The 25,777-nt window shown below is 39.4% G+C and carries 16 protein-coding genes; 6 read left to right on the forward strand and 10 right to left on the reverse strand.

The features are described 5' to 3' along the window. Positions 1-9 precede the first annotated feature (9 nt). The 3 genes from NMK36_RS00135 to NMK36_RS00145 form a co-directional block, all read right to left on the reverse strand. Positions 10-1,503, reverse strand: a complete 1,494-nt coding sequence (locus tag NMK36_RS00135) for a site-2 protease family protein (protein ID WP_254172717.1) — start codon at positions 1,501-1,503, stop codon at positions 10-12. A gap of 56 nt (positions 1,504-1,559) precedes the next feature. Next, complete coding sequence (locus tag NMK36_RS00140; RefSeq protein WP_254172718.1) at positions 1,560-2,789, reverse strand: RNA-guided endonuclease InsQ/TnpB family protein; 1,230 nt, start codon at positions 2,787-2,789, stop codon at positions 1,560-1,562. Positions 2,790-3,054: 265 nt separating this feature from the next. Continuing rightward, positions 3,055-4,347, reverse strand: coding sequence for a glucosyl-3-phosphoglycerate synthase (locus NMK36_RS00145; protein ID WP_254172719.1), 1,293 nt, complete (start codon positions 4,345-4,347; stop codon positions 3,055-3,057). A gap of 492 nt (positions 4,348-4,839) precedes the next feature. On the opposite strand from NMK36_RS00145, the gene NMK36_RS00150 reads away from it, so the two are divergent. Beyond that, a complete protein-coding gene (locus NMK36_RS00150) occupies positions 4,840-8,124 on the forward strand; it encodes an EAL domain-containing protein (protein ID WP_254172720.1) in 3,285 nt (1,094 codons plus the stop codon). Here the strand turns inward: NMK36_RS00150 and fdhD are convergent. The 5 genes from fdhD to NMK36_RS00175 form a co-directional block, all read right to left on the reverse strand. Further along, positions 8,087-8,920 carry a formate dehydrogenase accessory sulfurtransferase FdhD gene (gene fdhD / locus NMK36_RS00155; protein WP_072718810.1) on the reverse strand — a complete coding sequence of 278 codons (834 nt, stop codon included), beginning with the start codon at positions 8,918-8,920 and terminating at the stop codon, positions 8,087-8,089. The two genes, NMK36_RS00150 and fdhD, sit on opposite strands and share 38 nt — an antisense overlap. Before the next feature lie 209 nt (positions 8,921-9,129). Continuing rightward, the gene (locus NMK36_RS00160) at positions 9,130-11,352 is read right to left on the reverse strand and encodes an FdhF/YdeP family oxidoreductase (RefSeq protein WP_254172721.1); all 2,223 of its coding nucleotides are present in this window, start codon (positions 11,350-11,352) and stop codon (positions 9,130-9,132) included. A gap of 78 nt (positions 11,353-11,430) precedes the next feature. Further along, complete coding sequence (locus tag NMK36_RS00165) at positions 11,431-11,619, reverse strand: CsbD family protein (protein ID WP_254172722.1); 189 nt, start codon at positions 11,617-11,619, stop codon at positions 11,431-11,433. Between the two features lie 140 nt (positions 11,620-11,759). Beyond that, positions 11,760-12,287 carry a cold shock domain-containing protein gene (locus NMK36_RS00170; RefSeq protein ID WP_139295034.1) on the reverse strand — a complete coding sequence of 176 codons (528 nt, stop codon included), beginning with the start codon at positions 12,285-12,287 and terminating at the stop codon, positions 11,760-11,762. 74 nt (positions 12,288-12,361) lie between these two features. Next, positions 12,362-13,753 carry an ankyrin repeat domain-containing protein gene (locus tag NMK36_RS00175; RefSeq protein ID WP_072718815.1) on the reverse strand — a complete coding sequence of 464 codons (1,392 nt, stop codon included), beginning with the start codon at positions 13,751-13,753 and terminating at the stop codon, positions 12,362-12,364. Positions 13,754-14,500: 747 nt separating this feature from the next. Here NMK36_RS00175 and NMK36_RS00180 point away from each other — a divergent pair. The 4 genes from NMK36_RS00180 (at position 14,501) to NMK36_RS00195 (ending at position 21,938) form a co-directional block, all read left to right on the forward strand. Next, positions 14,501-19,057: a DUF4347 domain-containing protein gene (locus NMK36_RS00180; protein ID WP_254172723.1), complete on the forward strand. Its 4,557-nt coding sequence runs from the start codon at positions 14,501-14,503 to the stop codon at positions 19,055-19,057. Positions 19,058-19,373: 316 nt separating this feature from the next. After that, positions 19,374-20,915 (forward strand): GTPase HflX, encoded by a 1,542-nt coding sequence (gene hflX / locus NMK36_RS00185; RefSeq protein WP_367400312.1) that lies wholly within the window; start codon positions 19,374-19,376, stop codon positions 20,913-20,915. A 245-nt stretch (positions 20,916-21,160) separates the two neighbouring features. Next, positions 21,161-21,343, forward strand: a complete 183-nt coding sequence (locus tag NMK36_RS00190) for a hypothetical protein (protein WP_072718817.1) — start codon at positions 21,161-21,163, stop codon at positions 21,341-21,343. A gap of 199 nt (positions 21,344-21,542) precedes the next feature. Next, entirely contained in the window at positions 21,543-21,938 is a 396-nt protein-coding gene (locus tag NMK36_RS00195) for a hypothetical protein (protein ID WP_072718818.1), read from the forward strand. Between the two features lie 9 nt (positions 21,939-21,947). Here the strand turns inward: NMK36_RS00195 and NMK36_RS00200 are convergent, their stop codons facing one another. Continuing rightward, entirely contained in the window at positions 21,948-22,784 is an 837-nt protein-coding gene (locus NMK36_RS00200) for a DALR anticodon-binding domain-containing protein (protein ID WP_072718819.1), read from the reverse strand. 297 nt (positions 22,785-23,081) lie between these two features. Here NMK36_RS00200 and NMK36_RS00205 point away from each other — a divergent pair, with 297 nt between their 5' ends. Then, positions 23,082-23,840 (forward strand): Crp/Fnr family transcriptional regulator, encoded by a 759-nt coding sequence (locus NMK36_RS00205; protein ID WP_072718820.1) that lies wholly within the window; start codon positions 23,082-23,084, stop codon positions 23,838-23,840. A gap of 141 nt (positions 23,841-23,981) precedes the next feature. Here NMK36_RS00205 and hmpF read toward each other — a convergent pair whose 3' ends face one another. After that, positions 23,982-25,727 (reverse strand): pilus motility taxis protein HmpF, encoded by a 1,746-nt coding sequence (gene hmpF, locus NMK36_RS00210; RefSeq protein ID WP_072718821.1) that lies wholly within the window; start codon positions 25,725-25,727, stop codon positions 23,982-23,984. Positions 25,728-25,777 lie beyond the last annotated feature (50 nt).

The raw sequence follows: 25,777 nt of genomic DNA on the forward strand, positions 1-25,777 counted from the left end.
CCCCTAAGATTAACTGCCAATTCCTAACCCTCTAGCTAACCCTGGTGTCAGGGGAAATAGGGTTGCAATCATTAAAAATAAAACCAATAATCCCAAGGCGGCGCGAGTATCATCGGGCTCGGTTAATTCATTTAAACTGGGGCGTTCTAAATTCCGTTGTAAAATCAAAATTACTAAAGCCCAATACAGCGCTAAAGGATTAGCTAAAGATGCGATCGCTAATACAATAAAGGTCGCTAAGGTTGAACGTCCGGCAATTTTTCGACCATAAATTGCCTGCATAATTCGTCCCCCATCCAATTGTCCCGCAGGCATTAAATTTAAGGCAGTAATCACTAATCCAAACCACCCAATTAACGCCAAAGGATGAATATCTACGGTGGCTTGATGCAATTGTGAGCCTAAAATTGCCCGTGATAAAGTTCCGACCAAAACTGATCCTTGAAAAAATTCCGTTGGAACTTTAAATAAACTCCCTGGATGAGATAGAAATAACCCACTAATTAACATTAATAACGATAATCCCCCTCCGGCGGCTGGCCCTGCAAAAGCAACATCAAATAAAACTGTTCTATTGGGTAAAACCGATTCAAAACGGTTGAAGGCGCCAAAGGTTCCGATTTGAATGGTCGGAATAAAAAACGGCCAGCTAAATTTAATATGATGACGTTTGGCGAGGACTTGATGGGCAATTTCATGGAGCATTAAAATGGTGATAATCCCGATGGCAATCGGTAAAAGTTCAGGATAGCGATTAATATTTTCAGAAAAATCGAATCCTAATAATAAACCCGCCGCTTCAAAAATAGTACCAACCGTAATTACCCCTAAAATAAGTGCTAAAATTTTTTGAGTGATTGAAGTTGTTGCGGGCTCATTGGTGCGGGGAAGAACAATCACAACGGGTTTACCATCAGGATTATCCACTAAAAATAACCGTAAGCGATCACCAATTCGTTGTTGTAATTTCGTAGATAATTGTTGATAAGCCGTTTCAGGATCACTGCGAAGATTTCCTTTAAAAATTGCCCCATCTTGATAGGGAATGGTTTCTGTGGCAAAAAACGTATCAACGCCAAAAATCCCTTGAATAATTTTGAGATCTTCGGGAGATAAAGGAACAGGTTGCAAAGGAGAAATCGGGTCAGAAGCCGGGGGTGTGTGATGGGTCGTTTCCGATGAAGTTGAACTGTCCACAGCATCAAGTTTGGGTTCCGGGGGAGACACTGCATCTTGATTGGCGATTTCGCGGAGTTTTCGGCCAATCATTATATATAACCCTGTGGAGGCTACAAATAAGAATAAGATACTAACCACATTCAGGTAGATTCCTAGGGCTGCCAAGGTGAAAAATAGCAACCAAGGGGACATTAACGCGACGGATTGCAACCAGGATAATAAACCTAGTTTTCCGTAAGGTCTAGCGCGATAATACCCCCAACCTAGGATGCCAAGGACAACAAAAAGAACTAGAACAGTGGTGTTATCAGATGCAGTAAACATTATTGACCTTAATTTTAAGCTTTGGGAGAGAATCTACATACTTGACACTCTCACCGTCAATCGCCAAGCGATGTGACGGGAGATTCTTTGTTCAACGAATCGACTTGCCCCAACAGGATTGCTCCCGTTAAAGTAGAGGTCAATTCTCCCAAAGCGTTTATCGGTTCTAAACCGAAAGTTCCCGTATGTCCTGCGGTACTTAATCCAATTCTTAAAATATTTTTCGCAGCATTTTCATCCCTATCTAACTGACATCCACAACTACAAACATGGGTTCTTGTTGATAGGGATTTTTTGACGGTTTTTCCGCAATTTGAACAGTTTTGGCTTGTATATTGAGGAGGAACAGCAATAGTAGCCTTGCCGTACTTTCTCCCAAAATATTCTAACCAAATACGGAATTGATACCAAGCTGCATCATTAATTGACTTAGCCAGACAATGATTTTTAACTAAGTTCTTAATCCTTAAATCTTCGTAGGCTACCACGTCGTTAGAGTGGATGACGGAGTATGCAACACGCTTGCTAAACTCTTTTCGTTGCCGACTGATTTTCAGATGAGCCTTAGATAATCGCTGTCTGGCTTTTTTGCGGTTATTAGACCCTTTCTGTTTTCGAGAAAGTTGTCTCTGTAACCGCTTAATTTTCTTCTCTCCCTTTCTCAAGAATTTAGGGTTGTCTACTTTATTACCTTGGTCGTCAGTGTAAAAAGCAGATAACCCTACATCTAAACCAATTGTTTTATTAGTTGGTTCAGTTTTGATTTGAACGTCAATTGAAATCAGAAATTGGCAATAATAGCCATCTGCACGTTTAACCAATCTCACTCGTTTGATTAGTTCGGGTTGATAGAAATGCAGATCATAGCTCCCTACTAATCGTAACCGCCCAATCCCTTTTTTATCAGTAAAGGTAATGGCTTTACGGGTTTCTAAGTTTAATTGCCATCCGGTTGTTTTGTACTCAACCGAACGGCAATTTTTCTTGAATTTAGGGAAGCCTTTTTTGCCCGGAACTTTCCGCTTGCAATTATCGTAGAATCGAGCGATAGCTGACCATGCTCTCTCGGCACTTGATTGTCTGGCTTGAGAGTTTAGTTCGTTAGCAAATTTAAAGTCATGAGCTAATACACGGCAATATTTGTTCAAATCGTACTTATTAACCCCTTTGTTATCCATCCAATATCTTAAACATTTGTTTTGGACGAATTGGGCTGTACGAATGGCTTCATCTATTGCCTTGCTTTGTTGCAATCCGGCTCTAACTTTAAATTCTAAAACCAACATTTATGCTACCTATCTCGACCTAAATCTAGGTTAGCACAAGTTTTTGTTTGGTGTCAACTGTTTCTATGTCGTGCCAATCTGGTTTTGTTGCTCGGTTTTTCATCTTTATTCACAGCCCGGCGTTAACCGGGCGGTGTAACGGGAGTCTTCAAACCGAGATCCTAGATAAAAGCATAATAGCAATCGGCTCTTTAGCGGTTGGGGTGTCCTAACTCCTGGAACTTCTCCTGTCAAGTCGCCCTTAATAGGAGTTCTCTGACTCGATTTAGATCGAATTTAAGGGGTTAGGACTCTTGGGCTGGGGGTTGGAATCCTCTAGGGGGATGAAGTCAGGATTGGCGGCTAAAATGGCTTTGGCTTCGGCCATATCTCGACGGGTGGCTTCCCGCAATTGTTCGCGCAGGGCGGGCATAGCAGCTAAAGCCCTTGTCCAGTCGGGAATTTGAGCAGCGGCTGGATTTTGAAAAAATTCTTCCCCAGCTTCAGCGATGACTTGTTGAAAGATATCAACCGTTGCCTCTTCTTGATGACGATCGTAATGTAAATTATTAAATCGAGCATCAACAAAATATTGACGGGTAAAATCTTGAGCTTCTCGTGTAAATTTAATTCGCAGGGTGTGAATTTGTTCACGGGTGACAACGACTCGTTCTGTTTCGATTAAGGTTCGCAAAATTGACCGCAGAACATCGGAACACATTTTGCGTAATCCTTCTTGGGAAGAGGTGCCAATCACTTGATGTTTATGATCAAAATTTCCGAGGTCAATTTGAGCAATTCTTTGAGGAGCAAGATTGCGATAGACTTCTGCTAACAACCCGATTTCTAAACCCCAATTACTCGGAATTCGAGTATTGAGAGCAATATCATTGGTGAGGGCAAATTCACCGGATAGAGGATAACGATAGGCACTTAAATAACGTAAGTAATTGTTATAACCATATAAATCCATTAAAGCGACTAATAACGGCGTGACAAATAGACGCATGACGCGACCATGAAAGCCTCTAGGATCTCCTCCTAAACGAGCATAATAGGCTTTATTAAAAGAAATTCCCAGTTCTTTTTCTAGGAGGGGAAATAATAGTTTCAGGGGATAGGATTTATCATAAGTAATAATATCAGCATCATGAAGGGCGATCGCTTCTGCTTGTAAAGATACCACCCCTAAACCAATCCACACTGCCCGACCTTTGCCTTTGAAACTCATCAGGTCTAAGCCTTTTTCCCGCAATTTTTCTAATAATTGATTAACTCTAGGGCTATTTTCCCAAATCACCAAAGTCGGTTGGGGTAAAACACTAAAAAAGTGAACCGCTTTTGTGTATTGTTCAAGGCTTTTAGCATATAAACAAACCACAACAGTATTCACAAACTGGCAGGTTGTCAGACAATCTCGAATTCGAGTTAAAGCAGGGCGTTCTAATTCCTCATATAAAGCCGGAATCAATACAGCCGTGGGGAAAGTTTCACACAGTTGAGTGAGTCGGGCTTCCAATAAATCAAGATCACAACCAAAGTCGTGAATCGTGGTAATTAATTCTTGTTTATAGTCCATTATCGTTACCCAACTCCCAAGGCTGCAAGCCAATGATAAATTCCATCCTAACACTGAATGACAAAGACGGATACAAATTTTTACAACATAGTCTCAGGAAAGCCTCACCTAGGGTTAAGAGCTAGATGAATTAGCAGTGGATTTTAAGGCTGTTCAGGGTTTAAATTTACTCTTTAAAAAAAACTTGATTTGTGTCATACTAAAGTTAGTTTTAAAATTAATAATAGTCTGCCAAAATCCGCATCTATCATCAGGGATAAGAGGTTGAGATTCAGTCAACCGTTCAAACTCTGTTTGAGCGACCCAAACAATGGGGAGGTTCGTTGAACACTAAGGAGATAGTATCTTAATAGTTAGAAAACAGCATTCTTGAATTTATTGTGATGATTTATGTCCAGGTTTTGACTTTTAATATTCAATCGGGTATGCTTTTGTATCAGACTATACCATAAACTCAGTCAACCGCCAGAGCGATTAACCTAATCTTATATTATGCAACAGGAAGAAGCAAGTATCCTCAATCAGGATTTTGTGGCACTAGAAGAAGAATTTATTAATACTCCGGGTAGAATACAACCTCATGGTCTTTTGTTAACGTTACAAGAGCCTGATTTAAAAATTTTACAAGTCAGCAGAAATGCTTTAAGGCTGTTTGGGGTTTCTGTGTCTGCTTTTCTAAATCGACCCTTGAGCCATTTTTTAAACAAACTCCAATTTTTTCAAATCCAAGACTGTTTAATTAGTAACAATTTTCAATATTATAACCCGATTCATCTGATTTTCCATATTAAAAATAAAAAAGTTATCTGTGATGGAATTCTCCATCGATATCAGGATACTGTGATTTTAGAACTAGAGCTAAATCAGGATGAAAATGTCACTTTTATCAATTTTTATCATCTGGTTAGATCCTCTGTCTGTAAGATTCAAAGTGCCACAAGTTTTAAGGATTTAAGTTTATTTTTAGCTCAGGAAATTCGCAAAATTAGCGAATTTGATCGAGTGATGGTTTATCAATTTGATCAAGAAAAAAATGGAGTTGTGATTGCTGAAGATAAACAGGAAGATTTAGAAAGTTTGTTAGGGCTTCATTATCCTCACCTAGATATTCCTGAATTTGCGAGAGACCTTTATCAGCGAAATTGGCTGCGATTATTAGTTGATATTAATCATCAACCCGTTGATATTGTGCCTCCGATTCATCCCCTAACCCAAAAACCCTTAGATTTAAGTTTTTCGGTGCTGCGTTCTGTTTCTCCCTGTCATTTAGAATATCTCCGAAATATGGGGGTTCAAGCAACCCTTTGTATTTCTTTAATTAAAAAAGAAAGCCTTTGGGGTTTAATTGCTTGTCATCATTATTCTCCTCGTTATGTCTCTTATACCATCCGTAAAGCTTGTGAATTTCTAGGGCAAGTTATGGCGGTAGAATTACCCTATAAAGAAATTAGTGAAGATTACCTCTATTACCGTGAAAAACTTAAATTAGTGCGTAAAAATTTACTGAATGCCCCTGCTTTAGAAACCTCTTTTATCAAAACTTTAGTACAAGACCAAACCAATTTACTGAATTTAGTTAAAGCTCAAGGGGCTGTGATTCGGTTTGGGGAAGATGTCATGTTAGTTGGTCAAACCCCTCCTTTAGGAGAAGTCCAAAAACTAATTGACTGGTTATCTCAATATTGCCATCAAGAAATATTTTATACGGATTGTTTGCCAAAATTGTATCCCCAAGCCGAATCTTATAAAGATTTAATCAGTGGAATTATGGCTATTTCTTTATCTCCAAATCAAAGTGAATATCATTTAATTTGGTTTAGGCCAGAAGTGATTCAAACGGTGAACTGGGCTGGAAATCCCCAAGACTCTATTGAAATTGAACAACAAGGATTTCGTCGATTAACCCCACGCCAATCCTTTGAACTCTGGAAAGAAATCGTTCAATTAAAATCCTTACCTTGGAAACCTATTGAAATTGAAACAGCCCAAGAATTAAGAAATTCTTTAATGTTAGCCGCCTTAGAATCCAGTGAACATCAGTTAAGACAAAGCAAAGAATTAGCCCAAGTCACGTTACAATCCATTGGTGATGCCGTGATTACCACTAATAGTCAAGGACAGATTGAATCCCTTAATCCTGTGGCTGAAGAATTAACAGGTTGGTCAGTTTTAGAAGCGAAAGGTTTACCCTTAAAGGATGTGTTCAAAATTCTGGATGTAAAAACTCATCTCTTTAGTGAAAATCCCGTTGAAAAAGTTTTAAAAGAAGGGTGTATTTTTGATTTTTCCGATAATGTTATTTTAAGGGCAAAGGATGGGAAAGAACGGGCAATTGATAATTCTGCGGCCCCTATCCGCAGCCGAGATGGTGCGATTATTGGTGCTGTTTTAGTATTTCGAGATGTTACCCAAGAACGAGAACTCGCTCATCGATTATCTTGGCAAGCTTGTCATGATTCCTTAACGGGATTAATTAATCGCAGTGAATTTGAAAGACAGGTGACAAAAACGTTAAAATTAGTGCGCGAATCTCCCCATCATCATGCCATTTGTTATTTAGATTTAGACCAATTTAAAATTGTCAATGATACCTGTGGGCATCTAGCTGGGGATGAACTTCTACGACAATTAAGTTGTTTGTTACAAAATCAAGTCACAGAACGAGATACCTTAGCCCGTTTAGGAGGAGATGAATTTGGTTTATTGTTAAATTACTATTCCTTAGATGAAGCCCAAAAAAAAGCCGTAGATTTGTGTAATGTAGTTCGAGATTTTCGCTTTGCTTGGGACGAAAAAGTTTTTTCCATTGGAGTGAGTATTGGATTAGTGCAAATCACTGATAAAACTCATGATTTAGCAACGGTTTTGAGTGCAGCAGATGCGGCTTGTTATGCAGCAAAAAATCAAGGTCGTAACCGGGTTCACCTTTATCACGCCGATGACCAAGAGTTGATTCAACAACGTCGTGAAATTCGCTGGGCGGCGCGAATTCCTCAAGCCCTAGAAGAAAATCGCTTCTGTTTATATTATCAACCTATTATGGACATTAATCCCGCGACAAAACCCCATAAACATGGTGAAGTTTTACTGCGGTTACGAGACACATCCGGTCAATTAATTTCACCGATGGCATTTATTCCAGCAGCAGAACGATATGATTTAATGAAAAGCATTGACCGTTGGGTTATTCGCACTGTTTTTCAACATTTAGAACAGCATTATCTCTCTATCCATCTCTCCGAAAATCTAGCAGAGATTCAAGAATTTTATGCGATTAACTTATCCGGGGCGAGTTTGAATAATGATGAATTTATTGAGTTTCTCTATGACCAATTTGCACAGTATAAAGTTCCTCCCCAAGTTGTTTGCTTTGAAATTACAGAAACCCTCGCTATTGCTAACCTCAAAAAAGCAGTACAACTGATACAATCTTTTAAAAGATTAGGGTGTTCTTTTGCCCTGGATGACTTTGGCAGTGGAATGTCTTCTTTTTCTTATCTAAAAACCCTGCCCATTGATTATTTAAAAATTGATGGGGGTTTTGTGAAAGATATTTTAACTGACCCCGTTGCCCGTGAAATTGTTGAAGCTATTCATCGTATTGGTCATGTGATGAAGATTAAAACGATTGCAGAATTTGTAGAAAACGATGCTATTTTAACAGAACTCAAAAAAATAGGCATTGACTATGTTCAAGGGTTTGGAATTGGCAAACCTCAACCCTTTATTCTTCCAGTTATTAAAAGCGGAGGCGAGACAAACCCGAATAAACATTAAATCGTTGACCGCGTAAAAATCCAATCAGAGTAAGATTAAACGCCTGGGCTAAACTCACCGCTAAACTACTGGGTGCAGAAACCGCACAAATGATGGGAATTTTTGCCATCAAACACTTTTGAATAATTTCAAAGCTGGTGCGTCCACTCACCATTATCATTCCTTGATTTAGAGGTAATTCATCCGCTAAAAAAGCTGACCCAATTAACTTATCTAAAGCATTATGACGTCCGACATCTTCGCGTAATTTTAATAAATTCCCCTCTGGATTAAATAACGCCGCAGCGTGTAACCCCCCGGTTTTATGAAACACACTCTGCGCCTGGTTTAATTGTTCGGGTAAATTATAGATAATATTAGCCGTAACGTGCCAATCTTCTGTTAAAATCGGACAACCTTTTTGCTCTAAAGATTCAATACTTGCTTTCCCACAAACTCCGCAGGAACTATTTGTAAAAAAATGACGTTCTAAGGATTTAAAATCAAGGTTTAATTCGGGTTTTAGGGCGACATTAACAATATTTTGTTGTTGTTCTCCATCAATATTAGGGTCAACGCAATAACTCATTTTGACAATATCAGATTTATTTTTAATCATTCCTTCACTATACAAAAATCCAGCCACTAATTCAAAATCAGCCCCAGGGGTTCGCATCGTCACTGCCAGGGTTTTGTTAGTCGGAGATAAGCGAATTTCTAAGGGTTCTTCCGTTGCTAATTCATCAAAACGAGAACGTTCTTTTCCCTCAAAAACTACCCAAATTTTTGCTTTTATTTTACTATTACCTGTATTCATAATTCCTAACTTAAAAACCCGGTTCTTTTTCCTTATATTGTAACTTTAGACCCAGGTTTAACCCTAGAAACCTAGTTTCTAAATTACCTATCTCTGTAGAATTTGTAAAACAGTCCTGTAGGGTTTGGGTAATCCAACCCAGGTGCCTAGAGGGTTTGAAAACCAAACCCCTACAATAAAATATTACAACATCGGCACAAATTTCAACATCATATTTTTTCCAGTTTAACAACAGCATTATAATCAGGAACCCCTTCAGTAGACCGTTTATCTTTATCCAATAAAATGTTTCCTTCTGGCCAATGAACTTGTAAATTTTTAGGAGTCATAGGGGCAAGATAAATCCGTCCTTGATAATCTCCATAATCATTGATTAACCTGACTTTATCTCCATTATTTAAACCCAACTGTTCTGCATCAATAGGGTTGATTAATATTGCTTCTCGCATCGCCCCAGTAATAGCATCTTTGCTTTCCTGTACCATACTATTAAACTGTTTTCCCCGTCTTGTTGCTACGAAGAAATGCCCCTCTGGTAAGGTTTCAAGGGTTGGAGATAAGGAACAAAAATGAGCTTTTCCATTGGCTGTTGGAAACTGCCAACCAAAACATAAATGTGTTCCCCCATATTGAAATTGATCTCCCGCTTCTTTTAAATGTTGAATACCTGCATATTGCGGTACAACTTTGGCAATTTCTTGACGCATTTCGGCGGTGGTTTCAAAGGTTAATTGTTCGGTTAATTCAGGACGAACTCGCCGCGCTAACTCCATAAAAACTTGCCATTCTGGACGCGCTTCTCCTATCCTTGGCCCCGGAATTTCAGGACTAAAAATCACCCGTCGTTCTGTTGTGGTTTCCGTCACTCCTCCGGGTACTTCATAACGAGTTGTAGCAGGTAATATTAATACCGTTTCTCCCGGTTCTATTAACATTTGATGAGAACAAATAATATCCGCATGAACCCGCAAGGGAACCGTTTTTAAAGCCGTTTCTACAAAGTCAGGGTCGGGCATCACTTCTAAGAAATTCCCCCCAACAGAAAATAGAACATCTAGGTTATTTTCTGAAGCAGCTTGAATCATTTCTGCGGTCATTAAACCCGGTGTTTCAGGAACAGTAAACCCCCATAAATTTGAAAGTTCTGCTGCATTTTCAGGGTTAATTTTTCGCCCCCCTGGAAATACCGTTGCATAACATCCCATTTCCGCCCCCCCTTGTACCCCAGAATGTCCGCGAATGGGCATTAAACCACAGCCTTCTCGTCCCACAAATCCTTTCGTTAAGGCTAAATTAATAATGGCTTTCACATTATCTTCCCCGCATTCATGTTGAGTAATACCCATACTCCAGACAAATACCGCTTTTTCTGCTTCATGAACCATTTGAGCAAACCGGTACATTTCCTCACGGTTTGTACCCGAAACTTGCTCTAAAAATTCCCAAGATTGTTGGTCTAAATTCGCTTTTAAAGTATCAAAATCTGTGGTATAATTTTTAATGAAATTATTATCAACCCAATTCTGTTCAATTAAATGTTTAATCACCCCATTAATAAAGGCTAAATCCCCATTTAGATTCACTAAAAAGAAATCTTCCGCAAATTTAGTTCCAAATAACGCACTTTCAGGAATTGATGGAACCCAATATCGTTCCATTCCCGGTTCTCGATAGGTATTAATCACAACAATGCGAGTTCCGGCTTTTTTTGCCCAGTGTAAATATTTAACCGTAACGGGTTGATTATTGGCAACATTAGAGCCAAAAAAGACTAATAAATCCGTTCCTATCCAATCTTTATAGGAACAAGTGGTCGCCCCGACTCCTAATGTTGATTTTAAGGCTCCCGTGCTCGGAGAATGGCAAATTCTCGCCGCATTATCAATATTATTACTTCCTATCGCCCGGACTGCTTTTTGAGTTGCATAATAGGTTTCATTCACCGTCCCCCGACTGGTAATATAAAACCCTAATTTCTGCGGAGAAGTGGCTTTAATTTTTGTGGCGATTAAATCTAACGCTTCATCCCAACTAATTCTTCTAAACCCTTTATCCCCTTTATCTCGTCGCATAGGATAGGGAACTCGCCCTAATTCTCGTAATTCTGCACTACTTTTTTGTTTTAATTCCGCTACATTTTCTAATAGTTTAGGATCAAATGCAGCCATCGTATTTAACCGCAATAACCGCAGACGAACATTACACAAATGTAACCCGTCTAACGTCCAATCTTTCATCCCGGTGGTTCCCAGGGAACAGCCATCACAAACCCCGTTATTTAAGATATCCCAAGTATATGAAAATTGATCTTTATTCACCCAAGCTGCGCGAAATACTTCCCAATAATTATTCGGATATTGTTCTCCTAAACCAAAAGGTTTCCAACTCGCCCAATATTCCGGGTTCCATAATTTGTTGGGTTTTCGCAACATTCCTTTATTCCTCAATTGCGATGGATATCATTAATTTTATCCTAAAAAGGCTGAGAAAACCCACCCCTACAATGAATTTTAAAGATCTCGTGAAGCTTGATTCACGAGATCTTTAATATTTTCAACCGAATGTTGAAATTGAGCTTCAGCTTGTTTTGCTTTTCCTTCGGCTTTATCTTGAGGATCACCCGTAATTTCACCGATGGCTTCCTGTGCTTTCCCTTCTATATTTTTAGCCGTTGCGTCCATTCTTTCTTTCATACCCATTTTGACCTTCCTTGTTGTTAAACAAAGTTTAATTTTTATAGTTATAATTGTAAAAAAATTAAAAAATATTAGCTTCTATCCCAAGATAGAAAACAGGGAACAGAACCATAAAAATAAGGAGTTATACTCAATAGGTTTAACTATCTAGGTGCTTTACGCCAACCATTTTTGATCGCCTCTGACTCTGTACAAAACCAGCGTTCTCCTTTTGATAAATCAATATCAGTTGATTCATAATCTTCCATACCTGGCAGATGATAGAATTTATTGCCTGTATTATAGGATATATTGCCTTTAATGTTACATCCGGGTTTGATAGTAGGTAGAATTATAGGAGGAGATTTGCTCAGACTACATTTTTGAATTAAAAGTAAAATTATAGCGACAATTCCTATCTTAGTAAAATTTTTGAATATACTCCCTTTGATGCGTTTATTCGAGTTTAATTCCTTTCGAGATTGAACACCTTGAATAGAAGCTTTACTCGCACTTACTTTTCCATTTGCTTCAGTTTTCTGCTCATACAAAATTATATCTCCAACTTTTGGGCGACGACTTGCACCCTTCAACGCACTAATATGCAAAAAAACCTCTTTACTCCCATCATCGGGTTTAATAAAGCCAAAACCTCGGTCATCTTTCCAGGTGGTCAGTTGCCCTTTTTTCATAACAATTTTTATATCACAGTTTCATTGAGTATAATTATAATGTATTTTGCTTTTCCCTAAACTCCAAACCTGAATTATTCTTGAGCATTTGCCTTTCTAAAGGTTTTAACAACAGATTTATAACCCTGAAATTCAGCTAACATTAAAGCGGTGTATCCGCCTTGATTTTTATCATTAATATTAGCTCCAAACTGAATTAATAATTTAACCGTTTCTTCATAACCCCGTGAAGCCGCCCACATTAACGCAGTTGAACCCGAATCATCCTTGATATTAACATCTGCTCCTCGATTTAAAAGTACCTTAACAATACTAATATCTCCCCGAATTGCTGCTTTCATTAAAGCTGTTTTTCCCTGGTCTGCACAACTATTAATATCAGCCCCAGACTCTAATAAAATCTCAATTAATTCAATATTTCCTCCTTGAATTGCAGCCGTTAATATTGTTTCTCCAAATACTTTGTAATTTAAAATATTAGGCAAATTTTCAATATTTGCTTTTTTAACTAATAACTTAAAAATCCCAGGATAACCTTGCAATATTGACACCATCAGGGGAGTATCACCCAAACGATTTTTGACATCAACCCTAGCTTTGTGATTAAGTAATAATTCCACGATTTCTATATGACCTTCAACTACTGCTAAATTTAAGGCAGTTTCTCCATCCTGATCGCTTGCATGAACATCTGCACCTGCCTCTAATAATAATTCTGCGATCGCTAAATGACCTGCTGCCGCCGCCGCCATTAATGCCGTTCCTCCATCATTATTGCTGCGATTAATATCAGCATTTGCCCCCAATAATATTCGGACTAACTCAATATTTCCCCCATCTACCGCTAACATTAATGGGGTTTCTCCATCTCGGTTACAAACATTCACATCCACCCCAGCAGCTAATAACATTTGTACCCCTTGAATGGCTTGCTGTTGTGTCGCTTGTAAAAGCACTAAACCCACATTGGGATCAGAATTTCCCGCCTTGAGCAAAGCCTCAATAATTGATAAATGCCCCTTAGACAAGGCTAATTTTAAAGCCGTATCTCGGTCTTGATCTTCAATCGTAACATCCGCCCCCGCCGTTAATAATAAATCAACCATTTCTGTATCGCCCTTCAACGCCGCCACCATTAACGCCGTACTTCCATCTTCATTTTTGGCATTAATATTCGCTCCCCCTTGAATTAACAAACGAGCCACATCTAATTGATGATGAGCCGCCGCCAACATTAAGGCTGTTATCCCATAACGTTTACTGGCATAATTAACCTCAGCCCCTCTATCCAGTAAGACCCGAACAATTTCCGTATATCCTTTCGTTGTTGCCAACATGAGGACGCTAATGCCCTCTTTATCCTTAACATTGGGATTCACACCCTTATAGAGTAAAGCACGGGTGTTAATCATATTCCCGGTTTTAACGGCATGAATCAATTGGCTGTTTTGTTTAGTTGCGCCCATGTTGGCTTTTGTGGAACAGGCATCATACCTGTTAAGTGTGTTAAATAGGGTATCAGGGTCTAACAATTGCGATCAACAATTTACCTGAATCATTTTAGACGTTTTTTTGTCTGGATAAACTTAGATATTTTTTAGTCGGCTTCTTTGAAATCCGACCACGGCTGGTGACAATCTCCGGCTTGCCGTCCTTGAGGAAATCCTCAATCGGGTAAATATACGATAGGAGCATCGCTGAAAGTTTTAGGCCTAGCTCAAATTCCTTAAAAACTTTACGGTAGCTGTCAAATTCCGGTTGTAATAGGATGCTCTCTTGGTTTGTATCATTTGAGTAGCAAACTTTAGGTATATTGAGCTTGGGTCAATTTCTGTTTCCCCGTTTTTTAGGTAGTTGTACACTGGCGCATCTTGGTACTAACACATAAGTACCAATAGGAATCAGTGTTTTTCCTATTGACAATGTTTTTATAATTAATTAATATTTTTTTATTTAGGGTTAGTTCAGTGCTTTATCACCTTTCATCTGCTGAGATTGCTCTTTTAAATTTATGTTCCCATTGTCAGGCTTCTAAGACAACTTTGGTTTTGATGCTTTTAAATCGTCAAGTTCTTGCTCGTTCTTACCTCGTCATGTAGAACGATTAATGTTAGAAACTGATTGGAAATTTCACCCCTTATAATAGAATACGGGTTAAATTCCTATCGAAATAAATGGAAACTAAAAGCGGTTATTCAAGTAGGAAACGCTCTATGAAGATCTGTGTTTTTATTGATTCAGCAATTAATAGCTGTGAATTTTTCATTAAAAATATTGTTAAATCAGTAGAAGTTGTCCAACTTAATAATAGTCAAGATAGTATTCAACAAGTTGCAGATTATCTACGACAAAGACGGGAGATTCAAGAAGTTCATCTAATTAGTCATGGTGCTTCAGGTTGTTTAAAGTTTGCCAAAAGTCAACTTAATTTAGAAAACTTAGAAAACTACCATCAACTTTTAAAACAAAGCTTTTCTGCTGTCGATTCTTTAATTCTCTATGGCTGTCATCTTGCTCAAGGAGAAAAAGGTCAAAGTTTTATTAAACAATTACATCAAATTACGGGTACAAAAATAGCAGCTTCAACAAGCTTAACCGGAAACAAAATCTTAGGGGGAAATTGGGATTTTGAATTTACCCTTGGCAATCTTAACGTCAATTTACCGTTTAATCGAAAAGCACTTCAAACTTATCCTTCTGTTTTAGCAACTTTTATTGTTAATAGTACAGGAGATACGAATGATAATGATATAAGCAATGGCATTACCACACTCCGAGAAGCAATTACTGTTGCAAATACAACCCCAGGCGCGGATCGAATTGATTTTAATATTCCGAATAGTGATCCCGGATTTAATGCAGCGACTAATTCCTTTACAATTCTACCATTATCCAGATTACCAGCAATCACAGATTCAGTTATTTTAGATGCGACGACTCAAGCCGGATTTACAGGTGCTCCGATTATTGAAATTAATGGCACTAATGTAGCAGGATTAGATGATGGAGTTATAGAAATTACAGCCGGAGAAAATAGCATTATTCGAGGGTTTGTCATTAATCGTGCTGGATTTAGTAATGCAGCAATTTTAATTAATAATAGTAACGCCAATCAAATAGAAAATAACTATCTGGGAACCGATATTACAGGAACCGTTGATCCAGGGGGGAATGGATCAGGAATTATTATTCTGCATTCTGCTAATAATATTATTCAAGATAATCTCATTTCGGGAAATAATAACACTTCGGCTCAAGGAATCCGTATCGAAGGAAATATCGCTACCAATAATCAAATTTTAGGAAACTTTATCGGCACAACTATTACAGGAAATGCAGCTTTAGCAAATTCAGGTGGGGGTATTGTCATTGAAAATGCGCCTAATAATATTATTGGAGGAACCACAGCAAGCGATCGGAATATTATCTCTGGGAATGGCTTTAATGGAATTAATATTACAGGAATTGATGCTATTGGTAATCGAATTTTAGGAAATTACATTGGTACAGATATTACGGGAACTGTTGCGATTCGCAATATTAATAATGGGATATTAATTTCATCTAATGCGTCTAATACAATTATTGGCGGAACCGCATTTAGTGCAGCTAATTTAATTTCAGGTAATGGTTTTAGTGGTGTTTTTCTCCAAACTGGAACCAATAATCAAGTCATTGGTAACTTAATTGGAACAGATGTTACAGGTAAAATTGCTTTAGGAAATGGTTCAGTAGCAGGAGTCAGAATTGAAAGTTCTGGTCATACCATTCAAGATAACTTAGTTTCAGGAAATCTTGGAGATGGAATCTTAATTCAAAGTAGCAATGCCAATAATAATATTGTTACTGGAAATCTCGTTGGAACAGATATTGATGGAATCGCAACTTTAGGCAATAGTGAAACCGGAATTATAATTGCCCAATCTGCAAAAAATAATAGAATTGGTGGAACTATTGCTGATGAACGAAATATTATTTCAGGTAATAATAGTTCGGGAGTTAGTATTCAATTTAATGCCACCAATAACCAAGTTTTAGGAAACTATATTGGTACTACTATTAACGGATCTATAGATTTAGGAAATGCTTCTGATGGTATCAGTTTATTGGCAGCACCTAATAATATTATCGGCGGAACAATTGCTGGATCTGGAAATTTAATTTCTGGGAATAATGGAAATGGAATTGATCTTGGTTTAGCTTCCTCTGAAACTCGAATTTTAGGAAACTTTATTGGTACAGATTTTACGGGAACCGTTGCAATTTCTAATACCAAACATGGAATTAGTACAGATGCGTTTCCGGTTAATGGGATTATTGGGGGTACAACGCCAACAGAACGAAATTTGATTTCTGGAAATGGGGGAAATGGAATTTCTTTGGATGCCCCAAATTATCAAATTATTGGTAATTTTATTGGGACTAAAATTGATGGTATTAGTTCTTTAGGAAATACAAATTCTGGAATAGATATTGGATCAGGTGGTGTCAATACCCGTATTGGTGGAACAAATTCAGGAGAAGGAAATGCGATCGCTTTTAATGGCAGAGATGGGGTATCTGTTGGAAATGGCAGTACAGGAAATTCTATTTTATCGAATGCTATTTTCTCTAACAGTCAGTTAGGAATTGATTTGAGTTCACCTCTAATTAATGATGCAGGAACCACAGCAAATGATTTAGGAGATACAGATACCGGAAGTAACAACTTGCAAAATTTTCCTGTTATTAATTCAGCCCTTTCCGATGGAACTAATACAACTATTTCTGGAACCTTAAATAGTACGCCTAACACAACTTTTCGGGTTGAATTTTTCGCTAATGATATTTTAGATCCCACCACATTCGGAGAAGGTCAACAATTTTTAGGATTTGCCAACGTCATAACTGATTCAACGGGAAATATCAGCTTTGATCAAAGCTTTTTATCTTCTCAAACTGACAATAAATTTATTACCACCACCGCCACAGATCCCAGTAACAGCACCTCAGAATTTTCAGGGGGACAAAAAGTTAATCCCTTAACCCGTGTTGAATTTTCTCAAGGAAATTATCAACTGAATGAAGATGGAACTGTTGTTAGTAATGCTATTACAATTAATCGCACCGGAAATACCGCAAGTTCATCCAGTATTGAGGTTCAATTAACAGATGGAACAGCAACCGGAGGAACTAACCTTGACACGGGGATAGACTTTAATAACACTTCGATTTTAGTTAACTTTGCATCAGGAGAAACCTTTAAAACTGTAACCATTCCCATTAATAATGATACGTTAACCGAAGACAACGAAACTTTGACATTAACACTAGCCAATGGAAGTATTGGAACAATCATTAATCCTCAAAATAGTTCAATTGTTGAAATTATCGATAACGACGAACCTGTTCCCACACCAGAACCCACACCAGAACCTACACCTACACCAGAACTCACACCTACACCAACGCCTACGCCAGAACCCACTCCTACACCCATACCCACGCCAGAACCCACGCCAGAACCTACGCCAGAACCCACTCCTACACCCATACCCACGCCAGAACCTACGCCAGAACCTACGCCAGAACCCACTCCTACACCCATACCCACGCCAGAACCTACGCCAGAACCTACGCCAGAACCCACTCCTACACCCATACCCACGCCAGAACCTACACCTACACCAGAACCAGAAGATCCAGACTGTCTTTGTCCCTCTTTCCCGACTCCTCCTGATGTTAATTTAACTCAACCTATAGATAGAATTGTAGGTAAGGAACCCGATGAAAAATTATTAGGTACAGAAGGAAATAACTTTTTACAAAGCTTTGGTGGGAATGACACTTTAATCGGCTTAGATGGACAAGATACCCTGGTTGGAGAAATACAAAACGATATTTTATTGGGAAATAAAAACGCAGATTTATTAATCGGTAAAATAGGAGAAGACACACTCTATGGGGGAAAAGAAGATGATTTAATTTTGGGAGACGAAGGAAATGATCAAATTTGGGGAGATGAAGAAAATGATACCTTATTAGGAGGAAATGGAGATGATACCTTATTGGGTGGAATTAACGATCCATCTAATCCCAGCGAAGATGGGCTAGACTTATTATTCGGGAATGAAGGAAATGATTTAATTTTCGGAAATCAAGCTAATGATTCTCTCTCAGGAGAAGCGGGAGATGATAGTTTGTATGGCGGGAAAAATGATGATTTGATGTCCGGTGATGCAGGTGATGATTTACTATTGGGTGATCAAGGAAATGATACCCTTTGCGGCGGTGAAGGGGAAGATACACTGTATGGAAGCTTAGGTTCAAAAACAGAAGCGAGTTCGGGAGAAGAAGAAGATTTACTTTGTAGCGACGAAGGAAATGATTTTCTGTTCGGAAACGAAGGAAAAGACACCTTAAATGGTGGCCTAGGAAATGATAGTTTGTTTGGAGGTAAAAATAATGATAGCCTCATCGGTGGCGCAGGAAATGATACTTTACTAGGCGATCAAGGTAACAATACTTTAGCAGGGGGAACAGGAAGCGATCTCTTCGTTGTTAGGGTTAATCAAGGCGAGAATACAATAATTGACTTTCAAGATAGTCAAGATCAAATTCTGGTAATTTTAAATGAAAATTTAGATAATTTTATTTCTTTTGAAGACTTGATAATTACCCAAAATGGAAACAATACATTGATCCAATTTGAGGAACAAGTTCTGGCTATTTTAGAGGGGATAGAAACAAACTTGATTACGTCAGAGGATTTCTTGTTTATTAACGCCTAACTCAATTTTCTTTTCCCATCTGTTCCCTATTCTAAGAGTGGATAGCGCTATAACGGGTGATTAACGTTATCATGATCTCAAATCAACCCCTATCGTTTATGGAGGGCCAGGAAACTGGTTAAATGTGCCTATCGAAACGATTTATGGTCAACTCCAAGGTCTAAAACCCAGTCAGCTTAAACGGTTGCAAAGCCTGTATCATCAAAGATTACCGGGCGATCGCATTACAACCGCAGAATTTGCCCAGCGACTGGCGGCTATTAGTACAGAAGTTGAACAACCTCTGTGCGCCTATATTAACCGTCGGGGACAAGTCATGCGTGTGGGAGTCGGAAGCCCGCGCCAGACCCAAATTCCCCCCTTAGAACTGCCCCGTTATGGCAATGGACGGCTGAGTGGGATTCGCTGTATAGCGACCCAAACCACCGCCGAACCCCCCAAAGAATCAGCCCTCACTGCAATGGCCATTCAACGGTTAGATGTTCTCGCAGTTCTAACGTTAACCGGAAGCGGGTTTCAACGACGAGGAGGAGGTGAAACAGGTTATGTCAAAGATACCTATATCGCTCACCTTGTCCCAGAAATGGACACGGCAAATAATCAACACATTGATAATGGTTTTTCTGCCATTCCCTATTATTTGTCCTTGCCCATGAGTTTGGATATCCTTTCCCAACAGGATTTTCTCGATTTGGTTAACGGCTTAGAGGCAGAATTTGAACGGGAATTTGTCGCCCGTGAAGTTGATTCTAGCCAAGATAAAGTCCTCTTAGTCGGAGTCAAAACGGAAAAAATCTCTCCCCAACGTTTTGAAGATGGGTTAGCGGAATTGGTGCGTTTAGTCGATACCGCCGGGGGTAAAGTGTTACAAACCCTGCGGCAAAAGCGATCGCAACCTCATCCCCAAACCGTTGTCGGCGAAGGAAAAGTCCAAGAAATCGCCCTCGTCGCCCAAACTATCGGTGCGAATTTAATTGTTTTTGACCGGGACTTATCCCCCGCCCAAGTTCGTAACCTAGAAACCCAAATTGGGGTAAGGGTTGTAGACCGAACTGAAGTTATCCTCGATATTTTTGCCCAACGAGCTCAGTCGGGGGCTGGAAAATTACAAGTGGAACTGGCCCAACTTGAATATAGTTTACCTCGCTTAACAGGTCGAGGTCGGGCGATGTCTCGGTTAGGGGGTGGAATTGGAACCAGGGGGCCAGGGGAAACAAAATTGGAAACGGAACGGCGGGCCATTCAACGGCGCATTTCCCGGTTACAGCAGGAAGTGAACCAACTCCAAGCGCATCGGTCTCGTTTACGCCAAAATCGTCAAGTTCGAGAAGTCCCCACCTTAGCGTTAGTGGGATATACCAACGCTGGAAAATCGACGTTATTAAATGTTCTTACCCAGTCGGAAGTCTACACGGCTGACCAACTCTTTGCCACCCTTGACCCCACCACTCGCCGTTTAGAGATTCCTGACACGATGACCGAGGAACCCTTAACGGTGGTGATTACGGATACAGTGGGATTTATTCATGAGCTACCCCCGCCTTTAATTGATGCCTTTCGCGCTACCTTAGAGGAAGTCACCGATGCGGATGCGTTAATTCATTTAGTCGATTTATCCCATCCCGCTTGGGAAAGTCAAATTGAGTCGGTGATGCAGATTTTAAGGGAAATGCCTGTTACTCCGGGCCCTGGATTATTAGCGTTTAATAAAATTGATCAAACTGATGGCGATACCTTACGATTAGCACAAGAGAAATATCCCCAAGCCGTTTATATTTCTGCATCTAAAGCGTTAGGATTAGAAACCCTCAGAAAACGCATGGCGGCTTTAGTTCATTATGCCGTTTCTAATCGTTAAAAGGGAGCAGGGAACAGGGAACAGGGAACAGGGGGAAAAGAAAATAGAAAAGAGGGAATAGGGGATAGGAAAAGGTGATTAGCCACCCGATCCATTATTTATAGTCAACATTGAAGGATAGAATATAACCCCACAATCCCACTATTTTTTATCTAATCAATGATTTTTTTCAATTGCAACTTTGAGCAATTATCGCTATATTATTAATAGATTGATCGTTCACTTACTCAGGCAGGAAATTAAACATGGACAGCAATACGATTCGAGAACGAGTTGCTTTAATTGAGCAAAAACGGGAATCTCTGGTTAAGTTGTTAGAAAGACCTAATTTAGGAACCCTCAGAATTGATGTTAATCAAGCCTTAGAAGAAATTGATGAATTAATCGAAGAGTTTAAACGCACGTTCCCCAATCCAGAACATAACTAGAAGGTAATTATCCCCTGTAAAAACAACTAAAATTTTAAAAATTACAGGGGAAAATGAGTTAGCAAGTCTCCATTAATCAGATTCAAGCCAAATAAGATTGCTATAGCAATCCCAAATCGCTCGTAATAATTTACAACTGACATAAAACAGCCAGAAGTATTATCTTTGTTCCCTATTCCCAGTTCGGTGTTCCCTATCTATGAGCTTACAAAATATAAAAATAGAAACCTCTATTCCCAAAGAATGGGCTAGTCAATTGAATCAATTATCCGCAGAAACAGGACATTCTGTAGACAAATTAGTTCATGAAGCTATCGGACATTATTTAGAAAAAGTTCAATTTTCTTCTATTTCTAATTCCGCTAATTTAGATGCTTCAAACCTTCATCAAGAATTATTAATTTTACAGCAAAAAGTTCAATCCTTAGAACCCTTATTACATCAAGTCGCTAAATTAGAAGCTAAAATAGTAACCCTAGAAAAAATAATTATTCCAGAAGTTCCTATTATTCCTAATTCTACCTTTGCTCAACTTTTAACCAATGATGATGATGATGATGAACCCGATGAAGTTCTAACAGACTTTTTATCTTAAAAAATTTACTTATAATTCAAAAGGAGCCATAATTCCTAATTTTTCTTCTAATAAAATTTGAAGAATCACTTGCGTAATTAAAACCAAACCCAGTCTCGCTTGAGCTAACTCCGGGGTCTGTTGTTTGACCTCTCCCCAAATCCGACAGTGACGATAAAACTGTTGGAAATTTTCGCTTAATTGAACAGCAAGTTTGAGCCAATGAGGAGAACTTAAAGGGAAAAAAAGAGCATCTACAGTCTTCACCAATTGCATTAAAAGTTGATAGTCATAACTTTGAGTAAATTGTAATTGTCCTTGATCTGTTAACCAAGGAATCGGAGAAGAAGTAAAGCTAATTTTTAAGGGTAATACAGCCCTTAAATTGGTTTCTTCTAACTGAATTAAATGCTCCCGGTCAGCCAAACTTAATAAAGAACAACAGCGAGCATGACTATATTGAACCTCAAATTGATCCAGGGAAATTTCCCGATTCCGAAGCGGAGTTAGTGTCCATCGGTGGCGAAGAAGTTGTTCTAACCAAGTCGCAATTCCCACATCCGTAAAAATAAATTGCAACATCCCTGACGACAAGGGATAAACCGTCACATCTGTAGGAATTTGCCCAAAACCGCACTGCTCCTCTGCATTTAAGGTCTTTAAGCTAACACAGATAGCCTCCGCCAAATCCAGAGCCGGTTGATGCAAGCGGGATGAAAGTTTCAGTGCGATCGCCGATCCGTATGTGATCTGAGTCTCATGTTTAATGTGATTTACGGGAATTTCCTGAGAATCAACCGTATCAATCCCTTGAAATCGTAAACTTTTTCCCAGTTGTACCGTCAATACCTTTGCCAAAGCAAGCATAACCTTCAAACTCCATCCCAAACAAGCTCACATTGGCTATTATCAGCATACTAAGTCAATACCCTGACAGAATTTTTTGAAATTGATTGTCTAAAATAGTTGATGAGTTTACTCAAAAGAGATGTGTTTTTTGTTACTTTGGTTAAAGGATCTTAAACCCTTCTCTCTCAAGTATAAAATACACCTTCAGGATAGGCGAGCAATTCTGTGAACCCATTCAACACTTGACGGATGTGGAGGTGTATGAGCATCTTGTCTTGACCTTTGACTAAAAATTGTTTATTACCTGATCTCATGATGCAATCATCTCCTATTCCGACCGATTCCAATCGACCTTTCCTAACCTGGCAGCGGATTACAGACTGGGCACAGGAACATTACCGTTGCCGCAGTTTCAGCAAAGATGAGCGGATTCCGGCGCGTCCAGGGTTACTGTATTTAGTCCAACGGGGTGCAGTCCGATTAGTTGGGAGCGCTCAACTGGAATATGCGAAGGGTAAACCCAATTCCAAACCCCGCAATCGCAATTTAGATGAAGCCTTTCTCGGTTTTGTCGGTGCAGGTCAACCCTTTGAACTGGTGGCTCAGTCTCCCTTTAGTCTACAAGCCTATAGCCATGCCGATGATACGACCGTGTTATGGATGTATTGGCACGATTTAGATAATTGGCCCCATTTTCGTCGGGAAGTTCTCGATGCGTTTCGATATCAACATCAACGGAAATTACTTTGGTTAAGTACATTGGGTCAACGTCGTACCATTGACCGGCTTTTAGGATTTTTAACCTTACTCATTGAAGAATACGGGGAATATTATGCCAGTGGTACTGGGGAAGATGGGTTTAAAGGCTATTGTTTACCTTGGTCATTAACCCACTCTCAAATCGGAAGTGCCATCGGTTCCACACGAGTTACCGTAACTCGGCTGATGGGAAAACTGCGTCAACAAGGCTTAGTTTATACTCAAGACGATAACTTAATTTGTATTCCCATTGAATCTCAAAACTACAACAACGCATTGGATTTAGAAGACGATGCAGGATTTGAAGAAGAATAATCAGTTATCAGTTATCAGTTATCAGTTATCAGTTATTAGTTATTGGTTATTAGTTATTAGTTATTAGTAATAAATAATCATCTGTTGATGAACTCCGAGCCTCTAAACTGTTTACTAATAACTGATCAAACCTTAGACTAATTAGTGATTACTGATTCCTGATAAAACCTGCCGTAACTGTGTTGTTGCCTGGGTTTGGGAGTTGGACAAATCTAACAGTTGATTCAGTTGAGTCGTTGTTTCCTGCAACTGCTGCCGAACTTGATTCCACGAATCTTGAACAGGTCGTAACATTTCCTGATACAAATTAATCCGCCCCCAAAGTTCAGCCACCATGCGTTGTTGTTCGATCCAACTTTGCTCCTGAGTTTCTAACTGTTGACGGGTTTGTTCTTGTTGTTGAACTTGAGCATTTACCTCTGTCTCTCTTTGGGCAAAGGTAGAGCGCAATTGTTGGAGTTCTGTTTCCAAAGTTTGGAGTTGCTGTTGTTGTTCCTGTTGTTGGGTTTCCAAATTCGCAATCACCGATTTCAAATCAGTCGGCCCCCCTGCGGTGGCCGGAGATAAACCTCGACGACGATTTAACACTCCTTCATATTGAGTTTTATGGTCTTCCCGCTCTTTGAGGGTACGGCGCTGACCCACCAATGTTTCATTCAACATTTGATAGGCATCTTGCTCCTCAGCTAATTTCGTCTGTAAACTCTCTCGATCTCCATCATTTGCCGTTTTGAGTTCCTCTTGAATTTCCCCAATCTCTTCGAGTTTGTATTTTAATTCCTCCTCTTGGTCTTTAACAAAACCAGACCAGCGATCCCATTCCTGTTTTAATTGTTCGACTTCCGCTTGTAATTGTTCTAAGGGCATCGCCTCCAAGGCTTGGATATCCACTTTCACGCTCACTGCGGCGGGTTCATCCTGCGATTGACGAGAAGCCAACTCTTGTAACTGTTCTAATAAAGTTTGACGGCTTTGGATCAGGGTTTGTAACGTTTGAGCATAGTCCTGTTTCGTTTGGACTAACTGTTGCTGGGAGGCTAACTCAGAGCGATTTTGAATTAACGTATCCTGCGCTTGCTGCCACTGTTGCCATTGCTGTTTAATGCTGCTGGTTGTCGTTTCTAGGGTTTGTTGAAGACGTTCAGCCTCAGAACGTTGTTCTTGTAATCGTTGCTGATGTTGTGCCAGTAAACTCTCAGCGCTAGTCACTTGTTCTAAGGACTGATGAAGTTTTGTCTGTAACGGTGAAATTTCAACAGGGTTAGACAATTGATTGAGTAAGTTACTGAGGAGTTCAGATTGTTCGGCACTCAAGGAAGGAGACGACTGTAATTGAGCTTGTTGTTCTTCAAGCTGTTTGCGTTGATCTCGTAACTGCTGTCGAGTGGTTTCAATATCTTGACGAGCCTGGTCAATTTGAGACCGTAAATGGTTACTTTCATCTCGGGAACGCTCAATTTCTTGACGTTGCTGTTCGAGCCGTTCTAATTCTTCCTCCAATTGTTCCATCTGTTCGCGTCGGGCTTCCATTTCCATTTCCCGGCGATTTAATTCCTGACTTTGGTAAGTCAACGACTCCTTCCACTGTTCAATTTCTTCCTGTTGGGTTTTAAACTTTTCCTGCAACCGAGAAAAATCTTGGAGAATCCCCACGAGTTGGCGGGCAGCTTCTTGGATACGCTGTACCTGCTTACCCGTATTCAGATCGACTAATACTAACGTTCCGTCCTTAAAGTTATTCGCATCATCAGCAAGGATGATTTCATCTCCGGGTACAGCACTCCAATTGTTTTCACCTCGCTGACAAGCCAATAGCTTGAGTTCAGTCCTACCGCCGCCCAGACCAAATTTGCTACTCTGCTTTTGTACTTCCGCTAAATAGAGCATCAGCCCTTTATCCTCTTGAGGTGTTCAAGCACTATTTGTTCGCTGTCTTA

The sequence above is a fragment of the Planktothrix pseudagardhii genome, assembly GCF_904830925.1.
GTDB classification, from domain to species: domain Bacteria; phylum Cyanobacteriota; class Cyanobacteriia; order Cyanobacteriales; family Microcoleaceae; genus Planktothrix; species Planktothrix tepida.